This window comes from Marinomonas foliarum (genome assembly GCF_003337275.1).
GTDB lineage: Bacteria > Pseudomonadota > Gammaproteobacteria > Pseudomonadales > Marinomonadaceae > Marinomonas > Marinomonas foliarum.
This window is the reverse complement of the sequence record NZ_QPJQ01000015.1, coordinates 1-18,110: the sequence shown is the minus strand read 5'-3', so window position 1 is coordinate 18,110 and position 18,110 is coordinate 1. Positions and strand designations below refer to the sequence as shown.

Annotated in this window: 15 protein-coding genes; 8 read left to right on the top strand and 7 right to left on the bottom strand. The window is 44.0% G+C overall.

What is annotated here, in order from left to right; all coding sequences use genetic code 11:
- Window positions 1–174 precede the first annotated feature (174 nt).
- Window positions 175–627, bottom strand: a complete 453-nt coding sequence (locus tag DFP77_RS09505) for a PA2169 family four-helix-bundle protein (RefSeq protein WP_114412056.1) — start codon at window positions 625–627, stop codon at window positions 175–177.
- Window positions 628–887: 260 nt separating this feature from the next.
- Between DFP77_RS09505 and adhP the strand changes: the two genes are divergently transcribed.
- Window positions 888–1,898: an alcohol dehydrogenase AdhP gene (gene adhP / locus DFP77_RS09500; RefSeq protein ID WP_114412055.1), complete on the top strand. Its 1,011-nt coding sequence runs from the start codon at window positions 888–890 to the stop codon at window positions 1,896–1,898.
- 86 nt (window positions 1,899–1,984) lie between these two features.
- On the opposite strand, the gene DFP77_RS09495 is transcribed toward adhP, so the two are convergent.
- The gene (locus DFP77_RS09495) at window positions 1,985–2,446 is read right to left on the bottom strand and encodes an Lrp/AsnC family transcriptional regulator (protein ID WP_114412054.1); all 462 of its coding nucleotides are present in this window, start codon (window positions 2,444–2,446) and stop codon (window positions 1,985–1,987) included.
- 140 nt (window positions 2,447–2,586) lie between these two features.
- Between DFP77_RS09495 and DFP77_RS09490 the strand changes: the two genes are divergently transcribed.
- On the top strand, window positions 2,587–3,627 hold the full coding sequence (locus DFP77_RS09490; protein WP_114412053.1) for a zinc-dependent alcohol dehydrogenase family protein: 1,041 nt from the start codon (window positions 2,587–2,589) through the stop codon (window positions 3,625–3,627).
- Between the two features lie 103 nt (window positions 3,628–3,730).
- On the opposite strand, the gene DFP77_RS09485 is transcribed toward DFP77_RS09490, so the two are convergent.
- A complete protein-coding gene (locus tag DFP77_RS09485; RefSeq protein WP_114412052.1) occupies window positions 3,731–5,020 on the bottom strand; it encodes a dicarboxylate/amino acid:cation symporter in 1,290 nt (429 codons plus the stop codon).
- 215 nt (window positions 5,021–5,235) lie between these two features.
- A complete protein-coding gene (locus tag DFP77_RS09480) occupies window positions 5,236–6,516 on the bottom strand; it encodes a sensor domain-containing phosphodiesterase (protein WP_114412051.1) in 1,281 nt (426 codons plus the stop codon).
- A 460-nt stretch (window positions 6,517–6,976) separates the two neighbouring features.
- Here DFP77_RS09480 and DFP77_RS09475 point away from each other — a divergent pair, with 460 nt between their 5' ends.
- Together DFP77_RS09475 and DFP77_RS09470 are read left to right on the top strand one after the other, a co-directional pair.
- Window positions 6,977–7,252 carry an Lrp/AsnC family transcriptional regulator gene (locus DFP77_RS09475; protein WP_110574507.1) on the top strand — a complete coding sequence of 92 codons (276 nt, stop codon included), beginning with the start codon at window positions 6,977–6,979 and terminating at the stop codon, window positions 7,250–7,252.
- A 31-nt stretch (window positions 7,253–7,283) separates the two neighbouring features.
- A complete protein-coding gene (locus tag DFP77_RS09470; RefSeq protein WP_114412050.1) occupies window positions 7,284–7,691 on the top strand; it encodes a GFA family protein in 408 nt (135 codons plus the stop codon).
- 71 nt (window positions 7,692–7,762) lie between these two features.
- Here DFP77_RS09470 and DFP77_RS09465 read toward each other — a convergent pair whose 3' ends face one another.
- Together DFP77_RS09465 and DFP77_RS09460 are read right to left on the bottom strand one after the other, a co-directional pair.
- Window positions 7,763–8,920, bottom strand: a complete 1,158-nt coding sequence (locus DFP77_RS09465) for a methionine aminotransferase (RefSeq protein ID WP_114412049.1) — start codon at window positions 8,918–8,920, stop codon at window positions 7,763–7,765.
- Between the two features lie 185 nt (window positions 8,921–9,105).
- Window positions 9,106–10,182, bottom strand: a complete 1,077-nt coding sequence (locus DFP77_RS09460) for an alkene reductase (RefSeq protein WP_114412048.1) — start codon at window positions 10,180–10,182, stop codon at window positions 9,106–9,108.
- A gap of 254 nt (window positions 10,183–10,436) precedes the next feature.
- Between DFP77_RS09460 and gss the strand changes: the two genes are divergently transcribed.
- The 4 genes from gss to DFP77_RS09440 all read left to right on the top strand — a co-directional run bounded on the left by gss (window position 10,437) and on the right by DFP77_RS09440 (window position 17,033).
- Window positions 10,437–12,314 carry a bifunctional glutathionylspermidine amidase/synthase gene (gene gss / locus DFP77_RS09455; protein ID WP_114412047.1) on the top strand — a complete coding sequence of 626 codons (1,878 nt, stop codon included), beginning with the start codon at window positions 10,437–10,439 and terminating at the stop codon, window positions 12,312–12,314.
- Between the two features lie 169 nt (window positions 12,315–12,483).
- Window positions 12,484–13,125: a TetR/AcrR family transcriptional regulator gene (locus DFP77_RS09450; RefSeq protein WP_258861109.1), complete on the top strand. Its 642-nt coding sequence runs from the start codon at window positions 12,484–12,486 to the stop codon at window positions 13,123–13,125.
- A 13-nt stretch (window positions 13,126–13,138) separates the two neighbouring features.
- Window positions 13,139–15,544 carry a glycoside hydrolase family 3 C-terminal domain-containing protein gene (locus DFP77_RS09445; protein ID WP_114412045.1) on the top strand — a complete coding sequence of 802 codons (2,406 nt, stop codon included), beginning with the start codon at window positions 13,139–13,141 and terminating at the stop codon, window positions 15,542–15,544.
- A 103-nt stretch (window positions 15,545–15,647) separates the two neighbouring features.
- Entirely contained in the window at window positions 15,648–17,033 is a 1,386-nt protein-coding gene (locus DFP77_RS09440; protein WP_114412044.1) for an MFS transporter, read from the top strand.
- 232 nt (window positions 17,034–17,265) lie between these two features.
- Here DFP77_RS09440 and DFP77_RS09435 read toward each other — a convergent pair whose 3' ends face one another.
- The gene (locus tag DFP77_RS09435) at window positions 17,266–18,078 is read right to left on the bottom strand and encodes a carbohydrate porin (protein ID WP_114412043.1); all 813 of its coding nucleotides are present in this window, start codon (window positions 18,076–18,078) and stop codon (window positions 17,266–17,268) included.
- Between the last annotated feature and the right edge of the window lie 32 nt (window positions 18,079–18,110).

The following is an 18,110-nucleotide window of genomic DNA, read 5'->3' as shown; positions in this document are numbered from 1 at the left end:
CTTCTGTGATTTACACACTAACTCTATGATTAGAAATGAAAAAAGCCAGCATGGACCCCTAATCTACCCATGCTGGCTTTACAATACTAATAATGTTCCGCAACGCTTACCCTAAGTTTTTGCCTTAGGTAAAAGCAAATCAAAGGCTAAAACGCGGCTTCTCACCCTATATCATTAATGTTGAGCTGCGACTTGTAGTGCCTTCATCTCATCATGGCACTCTTTCATTCTGACTTTAACGCGACGCAAGGTAACATCACAGTCTTGAGCTTGCTTTCGCTCTAGCGCCAAATCAAGTTCTTCTAGAACCTTATCTTCCACTTCCTCAAGCTGATCAATATAAGTAAACGTAGTCGAATCACCAGAGATCTTAGCCAACAGCTTCGTGTACGATTGGCGCGCTTTCACCATGTTGCTAGTGTCATTTTCGACTTCGCCTTGTTGATCAATAGCGAAGGGTTGTAGCTCTTGCACCGCTTCTGCTTTAGCGCCAATCATACGATCAAAGAAAGCTTGGTAAGTACTGTTATCAAGTTTAGTTTTCGCTTCTTGGTAGAATTCAATACCGCCGTTCATCACTTTAATAATGTCTGTAATGTGGTGGGCTTGTGCAGTTTGATTTTGCATATGTTCCTCCTAATTAGCGTTACTTTTATTCCGTGTTGCTACATACATACTTGGCGATGGCTTGATTAAAAACAACCGTATTTCTGTAGATGCACTTAGACTGCATGTTTGCTGCAGAAAGTAGAGACGGCCTTACAAAGCCTCTTTTCTTTATAAAAATTAGGCCTAACCCTTGATCTAAAGCAGCTCTTGCGCTCCTCCTCTGTGCCACTATGACTACATAGCATTGCGTCTAATTAAATAAAAAGATGGAGTTTGTTATGAAAGCAGCTGTAGCCAGTAAATTTGGTGCCATTCTAAACATTGAGGATGTGGCTAAACCTAATGTTGAACCACATCAAGTACTCGTCAAGATTCATGCTTGTGGCGTTTGCCATACGGATTTACATGCTTGTCATGGAGATTGGCCTGTAAAACCTACCCTGCCCTTTATCCCTGGTCACGAAGGCGTAGGTGAGATTGTTGAAGTCGGCAGTGCGGTAAAGCATTTGGTCTTGGGAGATCGAGTCGGCATTCCTTGGTTGTACAGCGCCTGCGGACATTGTGAATATTGCTTAACAGGCAACGAAAACTTATGCCTTTCGCAGCAAAATGCTGGTTATTCCGTCGATGGTGGTTACGCTGAATACTGCGCGGCTCATGCTGAATATGTGGTTAAAGTACCGGAAGGCTTAGGTTATGTTGAAGCAGCGCCGTTATTCTGTGCCGGTGTGACGACCTATAAAGCGCTCAAAGTCTCTGGCGCAAAACCTGGCGATTGGGTCGCTCTATTTGGTATTGGCGGTCTAGGCCATTTAGCCGTGCAATACGCTGTTGCCATGGGATTTCGAGTCGTTGCGGTTGATACGGGCGCAGCCAAACGTGACTTGGCGATGTCATTAGGTGCAGAATATTTCTTCGATTTCAAAACCGACGATGTCGTAAAAGAAATTCTAGACACAACCTCAGGTGTTCATGCCACCGTTTGTACTGCTGTCAGCAAAGCGGGCTTCAGACAGAGCTATGACGTCATTCGACGTGGCGGTAAATGTGTCTTGGTAGGTTTGCCGCCAGAAGACATGCCGTTGCCAATTTTTAACACGGTGCTTAATGGTGTCAGCGTAGTTGGTTCCATCGTTGGTACTCGTAAAGATCTAGAAGAGTGCTTGGAATTTGCCGCACGAGGTAAGGTCAAAGCCATTATTGCAGAAAAAACACTGGATGATATTAATGAGATTTTTGCCGATATGGAAAAAGGTGAAATCACAGGCCGTATTGTAATGACCTTGTGATTGTTTGTTTTTCTGGCGTGTGAAGCACAAAGCCAACCCTTACCAGTTGGCTTTGTATTATCTGCATCTTCTCTAAAATACAGTCATTATACTGGCAACCGCGTTGATGCTTTTAGTTCTCGCAAAGAGATATTCGAAGCGATTGCAGACACACCCGGTAATTTTCTCAGAACTTGATCCACAAAGCGGCTGTAATCGTCTAAATCTTTAGCAACCACTTGCAGTAAAAAATCCGCCGCACCTGTGGTGTTATGACAAGACAAAACATTGTCACACTGCTGGATCATCTGTTCGAAAGTTTGAGTGATTTCTGCATCGTGCTGATTACAGGTCAACTGCACAAACGCCATCACCCCAAAGCCTAACTTACGTCGGTCAAGGTTCGCCTGATAATCGGTAATAATACCCTCTTCCTCGAGGCGTTTTAGCCGGCGCCAACAGGGTGTTTCACTTAATGAAAGTTCGCTGGCTAATTTTGCGTTAGTCAGCTTACCATCTTGCTGCATACGTCGAACAATATCAGTGTCTACCTTATCCAAAGCCACCATTGAAAGATTCCCCTCTTATTAACCTCATATCTGAAATAGTATTTCTTAAGTTCGCTGATATACAAGGAAAAGAGCAAGGTAATTTCTTCTATATTCAGTAGTCTATTAGGCTGACGTATTGATCACCAAAGGAGAACACCATGAAAGCCGTTGTCTACGAAAGCTTTTCAGCCACACCTAAAATTATGAATGTCGAAGATCCAACGCCAGAAAATCATGGCGTGGTGATCAAAGTTGAAGCGACAGGTGTTTGCCGCAGTGATTGGCATGGCTGGATGGGACACGATCCAGACATTGTGCTGCCACACGTTCCAGGTCATGAGTTTGCAGGTGTTATTGAAGCCGTAGGCAAAGATGTTCAGCGTTTTAAAGTCGGTGACCGAGTTACTGTGCCCTTTGTTAGCGGCTGTGGCTCTTGTCCTGAATGTCACGGTGGCAATCATCAAGTCTGTGGTAATCAAACACAACCAGGATTCACTCACTGGGGCTCTTTTGCCGAATACGTCTCTATTCACAATGCGGATGTGAACCTTGTTACCTTGCCAGAAAGCATAGACTTCACCACAGCGGCTAGCCTTGGCTGTCGCTTTGTGACCTCGTTTAGAGCGGTTGTCGATCAGGGTAAAGTCAGTGCAGGACAATGGGTGGCTGTGCATGGTTGTGGCGGTGTTGGCTTGTCAGCCATCATGATTGCCAACAGCATTGGTGCCAATGTGATTGCGGTGGACGTGACAGACGACAAACTTGAATTAGCAAAAGCCCTAGGCGCTTACGCGACCATTAATGCCACCAGCGTGGCTGATGTAACAGAAGCAATTAAAGAGATCACCCGTGGCGGAGCTCATGTATCAATCGATGCTTTAGGCCACCCAACAACCTGCATAAACTCCATTAAGAGTTTAAAAAAGCTAGGCAAGCACGTTCAGGTCGGCTTGCTGTTAGCAGATCAAGCAACTCCACCGATTCCAATGAATCTGGTTATCGCTCATGAATTAGAAATTATTGGCAGTCACGGCATGCAGGCGTTCCGTTACGATGCCATGTTGTCGATGATTAAGTCAGGAAAACTCAGCCCAGAAAAACTACTTGGCCGCACCATCAGCCTAGAAGAATCCATTGCAGCGCTAACCAACATAGACAAGATCAACCCACCGGGCGTGACTGTCGTTACACGTTTTTAACCTCTGTATCGCATGTAAAAAAAGAGCGCTTACCCTTGAGGGCTGCGCTCTTCTCTATTTAGACGATTCGTTTGTTCAGAGAATCCTCTGATACTAACCGTTATTAGCTCTGTTTGGTTTCTAAATGCATTTCAGACTGATTACCCGCATTAGGATCATTGTAGACACTTTCGTCTAACTGTCCTTCGCTCTTAGCAACCACAGTAGACACTACAGCATCACCAGACACGTTAACCGCAGTACGAATCATGTCTAACAAGCGGTCCACACCCAAAATCAAGCCAATACCTTCGATTGGTAAGCCTACTTGAGCAAACACCATAGATAGCATAATCAAGCCAACACCAGGAACGCCTGCGGTACCAATCGATGCCAGTACAGACATTAAGATCACCGTTAGGTAACCCATCATACCAAGCTCTACATTATAAATATTGGCAATAAAGACCGTCGCGACACCCTGCATAATGGCAGTACCATCCATGTTGATGGTCGCACCAAACGGTACAGTAAAAGACGCTACCGAGTTTTTCACGCCAAGGCGTTTTGTCACCGCACGCAAGGTAACAGGAATCGTCGCGTTTGAACTGGATGTACTAAAAGCAAACACTTGCGTGTTACGCATTTTCTTCATGAAAGTAATTGGGCTCAAGCCAGACAAGACTTTCAGGATCACTTGCAAAGTCACAAATAAATGGAAGAACAAGACGCCAATCAGCACCAATACATAACCCAACAACTGAGCGAGTAAATCCATCCCCAAATCCGCTATGGCTCTAGCGATAAGACAGAACACGGCATACGGCGCCACTTCCATAATAATGGTGACCATCTTCATCATTATGTCGTTTAATGACTCAATGAAATCGCTAACAACCTTAGCTTTTTGTCCTACCATTAAGATGCTTACACCAAACATGATCGAGAAAAAGATCACCGGAAGCATGTCACCTTGCGCCATGGCGCTAATAGGATTTGAAGGAACGATATTAATCAATACCGTCGATAATGGTGGAGAGTCTTTCCCTGTGAAGGTCACAGAGGACTCGGCATTCATGCCTTCACCAATACCAAAAGCGGTGGCAATAGTCAGCGCTGCGGCAATGGCAATGGCCGTTGTCAGAAGGTAAAGAACGAACGATTTAGACCCAATCCTTCCCAGTAACTTGATGTCACCAATGCCACACACACCACAGACCAATGAGAAGAAAACCAAAGGTACAACAAGCATTTTCAGGGCGTTAACGAACATTGTACCAACGACTTTAAACAAGCCATCCGTTAAGTAACTGTTCGCCCATGTCCCATCGGCATTTAGCCCCGTTAAATTGAGGATCAAGCCAACAATGATGCCGAGCCCCATCCCAAGTAACACTTTAAACGTTGTATTCATAAGACTCTCTCATTCCATTTGTCATCGTTGTTTTAACCCGCAAATCATCACAGCGCTAAAATAAAAGTCACGCATAGTACATGCCATTATAGTGCATAAAAACCATTTTCTTTGGTTTGATAGGAAAAGACTACGTTACTTTACAGGGAGATAAGAGCAAGAAATGTACATTAGTGACACTTAATAGGTACCAGAAAAAGGCTTAAAACAAGCCTTCAAGCCTCACAAAAAGCCAGCACGTCTTTAAGCGGTAGAGGATGACAGAAGAAATAACCCTGAATTTTTTGTGCGCCCAATTCTTGCAGCACTTCTAGCTCCGCTAAGGTCTCCACTCCCTCGCCTAAAACTGTGCTTTTGGTTTCTTTCGCGAAGCCAATGAGTGCGGCAACCAAGGCTCTCTTTCTATGATCTGAATTGATATTAGCGATTAAGCTTCTATCTAATTTAATGATATCGGCCTCCAGCTCCAATATATGCTGGAAGCTGGCAAAGCCGGCCCCTGCATCGTCAACAGCAAGGCGCATGCCTCTGTCTCGAAAGTGCTGAATGGCATTTCTAAACGCCTTATAGTCTGGAATAGATTCTCGCTCGGTTACTTCTAAAACAATACGATGCAGAGGCGCTTTGTCTAACATAGATTGTAAGTAAAGTGATGTAAGGTGCTTAGGAGAAACATTCAGTGTTATATAATATTGTTCAGGAATAAGCGGTAATAAACTTAATGATTCTTCAATAGCAAATAGCTCTAGTGCTTCACCAACACCTGATATGTTTGCCTGATTGAACCAATAATCAGGGGAACGATATGGCTCGACTTGAAAGCGAGACAAACATTCGAAGCCCTTAATAGATTTGGCTTTAAAATCATAGATTGGCTGCAATACAATGGATAGCTTACAGTTATTTATAATGTCAAAAATATTGTCACATGCAGCTTCTCGTAATCTTGATGCGGTCAGTTCTTTTTCGATATTACGAGCCGAAATTTTTGCAAACAGCGTTAACATTGAAAGGTCTTTATTCGTCAATGACTCATCAGCCTTCTCACTGAAGCAACACAAAGTACCATAAAGATAACCATCTGAGAGATAGATAGGCACTCCAATATAACTGCCTATATTTAAAATTTTTGTTACCGCTAACGCTTTGGTTATTTCATTCTGCGACGTATCAGGAATAATTCTCGGCAGTTTTTCTTCGGCAATTAGCTGGCAATAAGTTTCTTCGTTTTTATCCTTATGACCTTTATTAAGTGAACCATTACAAATGTCTTTTTTATCGACATACAACATTTCACGATGACCGTTATGAAAACGAGACAAAAACGCGACGTCCATCCCTAAATGCTGTCGAATAGCTTGTACTAGATGCTCCAAATCATAATTAAAGGAACCTGCTAAGAGTTCCGCATCCATTCTGCTTTGATTCTGAACACCCAAAATAGACATCATTAAATCGACGCTACTATTTATTTCTGCTGTACTTGTCTCGAACACTTTCTACCTCTAAGAAATGATTTTATATGTATTAGGCATTATGAATGCTCACCCCAAGACGTAGATAAAGCATACCAAAAGCACTAAATCTCTTACCGTTTTTTTTCCGTGCCAATATGTAATCAAATGAGTCTAGCGTTTTTTTTCAAAACTATTGCGTAAACAAATGAATAGTTAAGTAAGCAGATCAAAGAAAATATAACTTTCGCGATTGCTATAAAGTTTTCTTATAGAACTTTATGGCTAAATATTTCTCACCTTTCAAACTATATGACTCAAACATGTCGTTTTCCTCCTTAGAACCACTTTTTTCGCCGTTCTAACTTTCCCATTTATCCACTTAACTTCCCTCTTTGCGCCTTTGTAAATAGACACTTAAGGTGCTTTAATTCCCTCTATTCGCTGACGTCTCTTTTCATTCAAGCCTCAGCGTACATTAACAATCCAAAAAGGACATTCTATGGTTACCGCGATTATCATGCTTTCTGTTGAGAAAAAGTACATCAACCAAGTCGCTGAAAAATTGGCTTCTATTGAAGGTTTATCTGAAGTGTATTCTGTAAGCGGTTCATACGACATTACCGCCATTGCTCGTGTGCAGACAAATGATCAACTATCTGAATTGGTGACACAGCACCTTGCACAGATCGATAACATTTTAAAAACAGAAACTATGTTGGCGTTTCGTGCTTATTCAAAACATGACTTAGAAGGCATGTTTTCAGTCGGCGTATAATTAAAAAACTCTTTGTTTGGAGCATGCAATAATGAGCCATCTTCATACTGGATCTTGCTTATGTGGTGCGGTTAAATTTGAACTGGAAGGTGAATTTAAGAAGTTTTTCCTTTGTCACTGTAGCCGTTGTAGAAAAACCTCTGGTACAGCGCATTGTGCTAACCTTTTTGCGCCAGGCGCGACCTTAAATTGGTTAAGCGGCGAAGACAAACTCAGCTTTTATCGATTAGAAGACACAAACTTTGCTCGTACATTTTGCTCTGTTTGTGGCTCCAATGTCCCTACCGATGCGAAAAGTCGTGGTTTGGTTGTGGTACCGGCAGGCTGCTTAGATACAGATGTCGATATAACGCCGCAAGCGCATATATTCATGGATAGCAAAGGCAACTGGGATGATCACTTAAGCGATGTGGCTGCGTTCGAAACCATGCCAAGCTAAATAACTACTAAAATAAGCGGTCAATAAAAGCCAACTAGGTGACAAACACCGATGTTGGCTTTTTTATTTAATTAAAGCTCACTTAAACGACGAGCGGCTTCTAATAGAGTAATTTCTTCTTTAGCGAAACACAGACGAATTATGCGCTGATCTCTTGGCGCTTGCTGGTAAAAAACGCTCACTGGAATCGCGGCTACGCCGACTTGATCAATAAGCCATTCGCAAAACGCTACGTCGTCCAAATCACTGATCGCGCTATAGTCCAATAATTGGAAATAGGTGCCTTCACAAGGCAATAGCTTAAAACGGCTGCTAGCTAATGCGCCTCTCAATACATCACGCTTTTGGCGATAAAAGCTGGCCAAGCCAGTGCTTGCTTCGGGTTCAGCGGTTAGGTGTTCTCCCAAGGCCTGTTGTAAAGGCGTTGCTGTGCAGAAAGAAACAAACTGATGTACTTTGCGAAGCTCCACAGTTAATTCCGCTGGCGCCACAACATAACCCACCTTCCAGCCTGTTAAATGAAAATTTTTGCCAAAAGACGAGACCACTAGGCTACGCTTTGAAAGCTCCGCATGTTTGTGAACACTTACTGCGGATTCACCAAAATGAATAAACTCATACACTTCATCAGACAGTACATAGATGTCTCGGCTCGCAATCGCTCGCCATAAAGATTCTAAATCCTCAGCCAACCAACAGCTTCCTGTTGGGTTGTGTGGCGTATTGATTAATATCAAGCGTGTTTTATCCGTTAGCAATTCAGCAAACGCCTGCCAATCAGGGCGAAAATTCGGTGCCGTTAACGTCACTCGTTTACAAACACCGCCCGCCAACGTCACCGCTGGCTCGTATAAGTCATAAGCGGGATCGAACAAAATCACTTCATCGCCGTTATGAACTAAGGCGGCAATCGTATCGAAAATGGCTTCCGACGCACCGCTCGTCACTGTAATCTCACTAAGTGCGTTAACTTTTCGACCATAATGACGCTCTACCAAGCTGGCAATCGCACCTCGCAATATTGGCAAGCCAGTCATGGGCGAGTATTGATTATTACCAGTTAAAATCGCCTGCGAGGCACGCGCCAATAATCGCGCATCAGGCGGAAAATCTGGAAAGCCTTGCGACAAATTGATCGCTCCCTTTTCCGCCGCCAATGCTGACATTCTGGTAAAAATAGTGGTGCCGACGGATGGCAATTTGGAAGTAAGAGTAGAAGAGATGGTCACAATATGTTGCCTTAAGCGAAAGTAAATTTAACTAAGTTAAAAGACTTAAGGATCCTTCGTCAATCCTCTTTGAATGAGAATAATTTTATGATGAGATAATCATTTAATTTATCTAACAATTTCAACAAAAAAAACGCCAAGGCATTCACCTTGGCGTTTTCAGATTGAGCTTGTATTAACTGAGACTACGCAGTCATAAATGGATAATCGGTATAACCTACGGCACCAGATGTATAGAAGGTATTTGGGTTAGGCTCGTTTAATTCAGCGCCCGCCTGAACGCGTTCAACAAAGTCTGGGTTGGCAAGAATATCTTTACCAAACGCCACGCTGTCCGCTTGATTATCTGCTAGCACTTGGTTGGCTTCTTCTGGCGAGTAGCCCATATTGACCATCAAATGCCCCTTGTAAGCGTCACGCGCGACACTGACAACATCGGCTTGCTGCTCGCCAAAGAAGTCCGCACGCATTAAATGCAAATACGCCAAGTTAAAGCGATTTAAGTGCTCACTCAAAAATCGAGTCCAAGCCAGTGGGTCGCCTTCTTTCATGCTTTGGAAACTATTGAGCGGAGATAGACGCAAGCCAACTCGATCACTGCCAAATACCTCTGTTACCGCTTCGATCACTTCCGTTAGGAAGCGGGCACGATTTTCCAAGGAGCCACCATATTCATCAGTGCGCTGGTTAGAGCTTTCACGCAAAAATTGATCAATTAAATAACCATTGGCACCGTGAATTTCAACACCATCAAATCCTGCTTCTTTTGCATTGATTGCCGCCTGACGAAAATCTCCCACAATGTCTTTGATTTCGGCCACGGTTAATGCACGAGGTACCGTGTAGGGCTTTTTGCCTTCAGGAGTATGAGTTTCACCATCGATTTCAATCGCGCTGGCAGAAACGGCTTCTTTGCCACCATTTAATAACGGATGACAAGCACGACCACCATGCCAAATTTGCATAAATATACGGCCGCCTTTTTCATGGACGGCGTTTGTCGTTAGCTTCCAACCTTCGATCTGTTCAGCGGAATATATACCTGGATCATCGCCAAAGGCTGATGTTCCCTCAGTCACCATAGTACATTCGGTGATCAACAAACCTGTGCTGGCACGTTGAGCATAATATTCTGCCATCAAGGCATTTGGCTGATGACCAGGAGCACGTGTGCGAGTCAAAGGCGCCATGATAAAACGATTAGGTAACTCTAGGTTTCCCATTTTTAATGGGCTAAATAGGTTTTTTTCTGTGCTTTTCATTATGAACTCCAGAATAATTTTCAATCTTTATAGAAAGGATAAAGACTACATAGGGCAGTTATTTTAAAAAACAATCTCGTGCACTTTCTTTCCTGAATAGTCGGTCAAACTTCTCTCAAATACAGATCAAAAAATAAGCGCCAAGAGTGCTTGCAGGTCACCTTCTCAAGGACTATATTGCGAGCATCAGACGGCATGTATGTCGTCTTTCTTTTACCCGTTTGAACACATTTCGTGTGAGGGAATTCAAGCTCATGACATCTGACTCCAGCAGGCCAATCGCGCCTTTTGGCACCCTGTTAGGTATAGCGCCAGGCAATGTGCCAGTTTACTCTTCCGACTATGATTCCGCCGATGATAATGAGTTACCTAACCGCCATGCTTATCGCAGCTATGTCGATGGAATTTTCATGGGGTACAAGTGGCAATGCGTGGAGTTTGCCCGTCGTTGGTTGTATCTAAATAAAGGCTATATCTTTGATGATGTTGCTATGGCCTATGATATTTTTCGTCTAACGTCAGCTCGGCTCATTACAGATGAGAGCCGCTTGCCACTGAAATCCTTTCGCAATGGCTCGTTACGTCATCCTGAAGTCGGTGCTCTTTTAATTTGGAACGAAGGCGGTGAATTTGAAGTAACAGGGCATGTGGCTATTGTCACTAAAGTGTTGCCAGATCGCTTGTACTTGGTCGAACAAAACGTCGGCCATCAAGTGTGGGAAGAAGGCCAAGATTACTCTCGCGTGCTTGATGCGCGTATCAGCAAAGATGGTGGTTATTGGCTGCGTTGCTCCTATGGCGATGCGTCCATTATGGGTTGGGTCATCCAAACTGAAGATGACCTGCACGCAGAAAATATTGAACCAGACGACCCAGCGTTGTTTGATTTACAAATTCGCCATGTACCAAACAAAGGCCAAGCTTCTCGCGCTTGGTTAAATGTCGCGAATCCAGCGGAAGAAGCCTTTGTCGACATGATGGGCGGACACAAACTCGCCAGCCGACCGGAAGACGACTACAAATACATGGTGATGACAGAAACCGCTGAACGAGAACTAAAGCGCGCCACCAATGAGTTGCACGCCTTGTTTATGCACGCTACGGATTATGTGCTGCAAAACGATGACCTGCTTTCTAGCTTTAATATTCCTCCAGCTTTATGGCCGAAGATTCACCAATCTTGGGATAACCGTCGTAACCAGATGATCACCGGACGCTTTGATTTCAGTCTGTCAGCTAATGGAATCAAGGTATACGAATACAACTGCGACTCAGCCTCTTGCTACATGGAAGCGGGCATCATTCAAGACAAATGGGCCACGCATTATGGCGTAGCGGAAGGTGAAGGTTCTGCGACAGAATTAGTCGATGAATTGATCGAAGCGTGGAAAAACAGTGCGGTAAAAGGCGTGATTCACATCATGCAGGATACAGACTTAGAAGAGAATTACCACGCGCTTTTCATGAAACGTACCATGGAAAAAGCAAGGCTCGATTGCAAAGTCATCAAGGGTGTCAGTAGCCTGCGTTGGGACGAAGACGGTGATGTAGTCGATGCTGACGGTGTCAAAATCCGTTGGGTATGGAAAACCTGGGCGTGGGAAACGGCACTGGATCAAATCCGTACCGAATGCGATGACGATGAACAACGCCTTCGCGACTACAAAACCGATGCACCTCGTAGTGAGGCACCACGTTTAGTCGACGTTTTATTGCGTAAAGACGTAATGGTCTATGAACCACTTTGGACGCTTATTCCCAGTAATAAAGCGATTTTACCGGTTTTATGGCTGCTTTTTCCAGACCATCCCTATTTATTGGAATCGTCATTTGAATTAAGCGATGCATTAAAAACCAACGGTTACGTGAGTAAACCTATCGCTGGGCGTTGTGGTTTTAACATTAGCCTGTACGACGGTGAAGACGACTTAATGGAAGAGACCGCTGGGCGTTTTGCCCATCAAGATCAAATTTTCCAAGCCTTATGGAAGCTACCTGATATTGAAGGTTATCGCTCACAGGTGTGTACTTTTTCGGTAGCGGGGCACTACGCTGGCAGCTGCTTGCGCGTTGATCCGACCTTGGTCATCACCAAAGACAGTGATTTAATGGCTTTGCGAGTCATTGAATGACCATTAGTTCCATCTCAAACTATTGATTTTAATTGTTTTTATATAGAAGCCTTTGCCTCAGACGATGGAGCAAAGGCTTTTTTTTGGTAACTAATGATTGACTAAAAACCCACCACCTCTTAGATTAATAAAAAATATAACACGTGTAACATTTATTATGACGACGAGAATGGTTCACCAAACCGAGGCCACTCGGAACAAAATTATCACTATTGCGGAAGCTCTTTTTATCGAAAATGGCTTTGCCGATACTCAAATGAAAGACATTGCGGCGGCCACTGGCATGAGCCGTAATACCTTATATCGCTATTACCAAGACAAATACGATTTGGGCTTTTCTATTCTAGTGGTGGTTCTTACCCGCAAAATCGGTGTATATGAAGGCATCATAGACAAAATTAAAGCGCGTCATTTTTCCAATGTTCTCGAAGGGCTTGGTGTCCTAATGCAAGCGTATTCTGATGTCCAATATGCAGACGATGACCGCTTCATCGCGGAATTTGATGGTTACTACGCTGGATCACGTATCCCCACCGAGTTTCGAGATAAACTGACCCAACTATTACCCGATACAGTCAGCAAATCTCTCACAGACATTGTCTCCCTAGGGCAAGCAGAAGGCAGCATTCGCGCTGACGTCCCCGCGTCCTATTTGGCGGTCACACTATTTAACAGCGTCCCAACTTTTTTCCGTCGTATGCTGCTACGCCGAGACGCCTTGATGGAAATTGAACAAGAGGCCATTCCACAACTTACCCCTGTGTTAATCCAGCTACTACTCGATGGTCTGAAGCCATCGCCACAAATCTAATAAGGATGAAACGATGAGTGATACAAAAATAAAACAACTCTTAGACGAACTAACCCTAGAAGAAAAAGCCATGCTCTGTACCGGCAAGGATTTTTGGAACCTACATGGGATTGAACGCTTAAATTTACCCTCCATCATGGTGACAGATGGCCCACATGGCCTGCGTAAACAATCCGGGGAAGGCGATCATGTCGGTCTAAATGCAGCGGTAAAAGCCACCTGTTTCCCTACCGCATCGGGGCTTGCGGCATCTTGGAATACCAAGCTGATTGAAGAAATGGGCGTCGCGCTAGGCAAAGAATGTCGCGCTGAAGATGTCTCTGTATTACTTGGCCCTGGAACCAATATCAAACGCAACCCATTGGGCGGGCGCAATTTCGAATACTTTTCTGAAGACCCATTACTCTCTGGCGACATGTCAGCCGCTTGGATCAAAGGCGTACAAAGCCAAGGCGTGGGAACCAGCTTAAAACATTACGCAGTGAACAATCATGAACATTGCCGCATGACGGTCGATGCCATTGTCGATCAAAGAACCCTACGCGAGATCTATCTACCAGCCTTTGAAAGAGCCGTTAAACAGACACAACCTTGGACAGTCATGTGCTCTTACAACAAGGTAAACGGCACCTACGCTGCCGAGCACAAGCAATTGCTCAACGACATTCTTGTCAAAGAATGGGGCTTTGAAGGCATTATTGTTACTGACTGGGGCGCCAATAACGACCGCGTTGAAGGCGTCAAGAATGGCCAGCATTTAGAAATGCCAAGCTCTGGCGATATGAATACCAAGAAGATCATTGCTGCCGTTAAAAGCGGTCAACTAACGATGGAAGCATTGGATAAATCTGTTTCTCGCGTGCTGGAACTGATCCTGAAATCACAAGCGTCTTTAGAAAGCGATAAGGTCAAAGCTGACCTAAATGCTCACCATGATCTCGCTGCGCGAATCGCGGGAGAAGCCTGTGTGCTGTTAAAAAATGATGGTTTATTGCCAGTTGCCGCAGGAAAGAAAATCGCTGTTATTGGCGCATTAGCTAACAACACTCGCTACCAAGGTGCGGGCAGCTCCAAGATTAATCCATTCAAGCTAGAGCAACCTCTCGACGAAATCAAAAAACAGTTTGGTGCCGATAATGTCAGTTACACTGCTGGCTACCATCTCAATGATAAAGAAGACGCGGCAGAAATCGCCAAAGCTATTGAATTAGCAAAACAAGCAGACGTGGTGTTTTTGTTTGCAGGACTGACGCCAAAATACGAATCAGAAGGCTTTGATCGTCAGCATTTAAATCTGCCACAGGTGCAACTAGACCTAATCGCTGAGCTTGGCGAACAGCTCAATAAAACCCTTGTTGTGCTGCAAAATGGCGCACCTGTGATTCTACCATTTGTCGACAAGGTACCCGCCATACTGGAAGCTTATCTAGGCGGACAAGCCGGTGCTTCAGCGGTGGCTAAAGTGCTTTCTGGCGAGGTAAACCCCAGTGGTAAATTGGCTGAAACCTTCCCAGCAAATTTAGACGATGTACCAAGCCAACCTTATTTCCCAGGCACCACAAAACAAGTGCAATACCGCGAGGCTATTTGGGTCGGTTATCGCTATTTTGATACCACCAGCACGAAAGCACTTTTTCCTTTCGGTCATGGTTTGTCTTACACGAGCTTCACTTATTACCATTTAACCTTACTAAGTGGCGATCACTCACCATTTAAAGAAAATGACGCTATTAGGCTACAAATCACTATCACCAACACCGGCGATACAGCCGGCGCGGAAGTTGTACAGTGTTACGTTGGGCAAAAATCCCCTTCTCTACCTCGCCCAGCCAAAGAGTTAAAAGCCTTCGAAAAGGTTTTCTTAGAACCAGGTGAAAGCAAAGAAATCGCGCTTGAGCTGGATTATCGTGCCTTTGCCTATTGGGATGAAGCTCAATCATCTTGGATAGCTGAGAGCGATGAATATCAGATTCATATTGGCTCTTCTATAGAAGATATTCGCGATACCGCCAATATTACCTTAGACACGGAAGTGGCAAAGAAACAGCCCATTGCTGCATTAAAAACCTACTTCGAGCCTGCAAAACGTGATTTTAATGACGCGGCATTCACTGCGTTATTAGGTTACGACATTCCCGCCCCCACTCCTACTAAGCCTTACACGGTGAACTCAACCTTGGGTGACATTGCCAACGAACCATTAGGCAAGCCTCTGTTTGAAAGCATGCTTTCTGTATTTACCCAAATGATGGGCGGCGATCAGAATGACTCTGCGGCACAAGCCGATCGCCTGATGGCGGAGTCCATGGTGGCGGATATGCCATTACGTAATTTGCCAGTATTCAATAGCCAGCAATATTCTGAAGATCAGATTTTGCAACTTATTGCCTCGTTAAATAACAAGGAAACAAGAGCTTAAACATTATCGTTTAACTCTGTTAAAAAGCCCTTCATTACAACGAATCACTGATGCGTAATGAAGGGCTTAGTTAATAAACAATAAAAACAACAACGAGACCATTATGTCGAACTCGAACTATGAAACCAGTTTTCGTGAACGCGTAAGCTATTACACCTTTTTCACCGGTCAAAACATTATTTTTATGTTTGTGACTATCTTTATCAGCATTTACTACACTTCTGTACTCGGTTTATCCGCTGGCACAGTGGGCATTATTTTTCTTTTAGCCAGAGTATGGGACGCGGTTAATGACCCAATTCTTTCTGTTCTTGTCGAGCGAAGTCGTTTTAAAGGCGGTAAATTCAAACCTTGGGTGAACGCAATTGCTTGGGCCGTTCCTCTTGCTACCGTATTAGTCTTTGCCTTCGGTGATTACCTAGCGGAGCAGCCAATGTGGCTTCGTATAGTCTATGCCTTCATTACTTATGTAGGCTGGGGCATGCTCTATACCGTTTCTGATGCCCCCGCTTACGCTATTGGCACTATCATGACCAACAACAAAGACGAACGTAATGTAATCTATTCTTTTGTGCGTTTTGGCGGCTTTGTGGGCATGGTCATCGCTATGATTAGCGCACCTTGGTTGGTCGAAAAACTCGGTGGGAAATGGACGCTGGCGGCTGTCATTATGTGCTTCACTGCCATGCTTCTGATGTTAACCATTCGCAAAGTAAAAGAACGCCACGTAGTAAAACAAGAGATACCCTCGCTTAAGCAAATATTAGGCACGGTCACTGGTAATAAATACTTGCTGATGTTTATCCTTGCCTTTGTTTTTATTGGTGGATCTAACGTTGCCTTTACCTTAATGCCTTATATCGCACGGGATGTATTTAATGATCCCTCTCTTTCCGGCTTATTCCTTTTCGCCATGATTGGCCCAGCTATGCTGGCATCACCATTAGTGCCGATTGGTATTCGTAAAGTTGGAAAAATTGCCACCTTCGCTTGGGCTTCTGCCGCCCTATGCATTCTGTCTTTGATTACATGGGTAATTGGCTATGAACATATCGAAGCATTCGTTGCTTTAACCATGATCAAAGCTGTTGCTCTTGGTGTCACTCTGATTATGCCAAGTATTTTCATTGCCGATTGTATTGAGTATGGCTATATACGCTCAGGTAAACGCCTTGAAGCCGTCACCTTTGCAACTCAAACCTTTGCGAATAAAGCGACAACAGCGGTTGGAGGGGCAATTGCAATGGGTTATCTCGCTATGGTTGGGTTTATTGAAACCACTGCAGGAAACGCTGTACAGCAAACTCCAGCAGTCATTCAAGGCATGTGGGATGCACTCAACTTAGGTAACGCAATAGGTGCGAGCATTGGTTTAGTCATCTTTTTATACAGCTATAAATTAACTGATAAGCTACTGGCTGATTTAAAACATGACACCCCAGAAGAAGACAACAGCCAGTATCAAAACCCATTTGAAACGGCTAAGTAATTCATTCTCTCACACAGGCACTTTGGCTCATTTATTTTCACCATGGTGTCAGAGTGAGATATTTAATAACGTAAATCTGTATGGGAAGCCATTTTATTCGATAAAAGATATCTACACTCGAATAAGTAAAGTGTACTAGAAGAAAAGTGGGACAGGAAAATAACCACGATGAAGAGCAATATCACCAGAAAAGGGAATAACCAATAATATTGCTCTTACCTTTAACTAAACGCTAGAAGCCATAGTTAAATCGAACTCGTGCTGCAGTTACTTTATCATTTGTACCCGCAGCCACTTTATCAGCCGTTGAATATGAACCAGCAAAGGTCACCGTTGCATTCTCAATATCCAACACTGGCACTGTGTAAGCAATATAAGTGGTTAACAAAGAAGGATCATCACTCGTTCCTTCATCGACAGAAGAAGCAATAAGACCTAGACCAAAGTTACCGTATGTCATATTTGCCATCATAGAAGTCACTTTTTCATCGGTTTCATGATCTTTACCGAACGTTGCGGCAAGATTAACGTTCGCAGCGGCCACATCAAAATTAGCAGAGACTGCATAACCAGATTTTTTAACTTCACCGCCTGCTGCCAAATCATACTTAACACTTTCATAGCCCGCTGTAATAGTCGCGGCGCCCGCAGCAAAGGTTACAGAAGGTCTAATACCAGAGATAGCCGTCGCTTTATCTTCTGTGGTTTCATCGATATTTGGATCGCCATAAAGAGTAGCAAGTTCAAATTTAACACTTTCGCTAGCATTGAAGTGTAAAGCAAACTGACCAGTATCATCACCTTCACGGCCGCGAGTCATGTTCGCTTCATAAACATCTACTGCTTCTACGTGTTCAATAAGGGTGTCTTTGCCTTTTGGGAACAGATTTACTGCCTCAAAACGACCGGCCTGAAGGTCCCAAGTGCTATTACCAAATTGGACGTAAGCATCATCAACAACAGCGTCGCCCGTTGTTTTTATGGGTAAGCGGATTAAATGGTTGATCTTACCTTTGCATGAGAGTGAGACAGACCGGCATCTCATCGGATTATCTGGTTGATGCTTCACCTACTGCT

What these genes read in the sequence shown, in the direction of transcription:
- DFP77_RS09475 (WP_110574507.1), top strand. Translation starts at nt 6,977, where the DNA reads ATGGTTACCGCGATTATCATGCTTTCTGTTGAGAAAAAGTACATCAAC.
- DFP77_RS09435 (WP_114412043.1), bottom strand. Translation starts at nt 18,078, where the DNA reads ATGAGATGCCGGTCTGTCTCACTCTCATGCAAAGGTAAGATCAACCAT.
- DFP77_RS09460 (WP_114412048.1), bottom strand. Translation starts at nt 10,182, where the DNA reads ATGAAAAGCACAGAAAAAAACCTATTTAGCCCATTAAAAATGGGAAAC.
- DFP77_RS09450 (WP_258861109.1), top strand. Translation starts at nt 12,484, where the DNA reads ATGGTTCACCAAACCGAGGCCACTCGGAACAAAATTATCACTATTGCG.
- gss (WP_114412047.1), top strand. Translation starts at nt 10,437, where the DNA reads ATGACATCTGACTCCAGCAGGCCAATCGCGCCTTTTGGCACCCTGTTA.
- DFP77_RS09505 (WP_114412056.1), bottom strand. Translation starts at nt 627, where the DNA reads ATGCAAAATCAAACTGCACAAGCCCACCACATTACAGACATTATTAAA.
- adhP (WP_114412055.1), top strand. Translation starts at nt 888, where the DNA reads ATGAAAGCAGCTGTAGCCAGTAAATTTGGTGCCATTCTAAACATTGAG.
- DFP77_RS09440 (WP_114412044.1), top strand. Translation starts at nt 15,648, where the DNA reads ATGTCGAACTCGAACTATGAAACCAGTTTTCGTGAACGCGTAAGCTAT.
- DFP77_RS09445 (WP_114412045.1), top strand. Translation starts at nt 13,139, where the DNA reads ATGAGTGATACAAAAATAAAACAACTCTTAGACGAACTAACCCTAGAA.
- DFP77_RS09485 (WP_114412052.1), bottom strand. Translation starts at nt 5,020, where the DNA reads ATGAATACAACGTTTAAAGTGTTACTTGGGATGGGGCTCGGCATCATT.
- DFP77_RS09470 (WP_114412050.1), top strand. Translation starts at nt 7,284, where the DNA reads ATGAGCCATCTTCATACTGGATCTTGCTTATGTGGTGCGGTTAAATTT.
- DFP77_RS09490 (WP_114412053.1), top strand. Translation starts at nt 2,587, where the DNA reads ATGAAAGCCGTTGTCTACGAAAGCTTTTCAGCCACACCTAAAATTATG.
- DFP77_RS09495 (WP_114412054.1), bottom strand. Translation starts at nt 2,446, where the DNA reads ATGGTGGCTTTGGATAAGGTAGACACTGATATTGTTCGACGTATGCAG.